Origin of the sequence: Actinomadura napierensis, assembly GCF_039529375.1 — a bacterium.
Taxonomy (GTDB): domain Bacteria; phylum Actinomycetota; class Actinomycetes; order Streptosporangiales; family Streptosporangiaceae; genus Spirillospora; species Spirillospora napierensis.
Genome location: NZ_BAAAMR010000296.1, coordinates 1 through 752, shown reverse-complemented (window position 1 = coordinate 752; position 752 = coordinate 1). Strand labels below are relative to the sequence as shown.

The following is a 752-nucleotide window of genomic DNA, read 5'->3' as shown; positions in this document are numbered from 1 at the left end:
CAACCATCTGAAGATCCAAATGAACTACTAAAACAAGTATTTTCTTTAATTCAAGAATTTCAAAAATTAAGTTATGCAATTCATGAAACTAATGCTTTAACAAAATTAAATGATGGCCGTTCTCTACTTGCTTTATTGACTTTGCGTGATGAATTTGTAGAACAGCACAAAACCCTAACTGCAGCAATAAGTAATACATCTCGTGAATCTGATCGTTATAGTACGCGGGAAATAAAGTGGCATAAAGTTATTCCAGTTTCATCATTACAAAAACAAGCTGATGATATTAGTCTTAAATTACGTGATTTAAACGTGTTAATTCAGTCGACTAATTGGAAAATTGATTTGATTGAAGCCTAATAGTCCTTTAGATATAATCAAGTTGAACATACTGGGCGAGTACAAGATCCTTTACTTCCACAACATAGGATTGTAAATAAAGTGTAGTGGCTTGCAAAGCAAGTGGATAAGCTTAAAATTTTAAGTACAAATCAATCCATCACTTGGCATAACTCAAATCTTTGTGCAAACAAAGTTACACGTTACTTATAACTACCATGTACTGACAGTATGTTCACCTCAATTACTAAAAATAAAGAAATGAACAAGCATCAGCTCAACTACATTTCTATTTTTAATTCAGTTCGGCATTTAACATAAAATCTCTTATACGAAGCCCAGGTTAATTCTGGGCTTTTTGTTCAATCTCATCATTGGCCGAGAACATACTTGGATTCGTAAGCCTGATATTT

1 protein-coding gene is annotated in these 752 nt (G+C 32.6%); it reads left to right on the top strand.

The features are described from left to right. On the top strand, positions 1 to 360 hold a 360-nt coding region (locus tag ABD296_RS49545; protein WP_188140918.1), incomplete at its 5' end, for a DIP1984 family protein. Positions 361 to 752 lie beyond the last annotated feature (392 nt).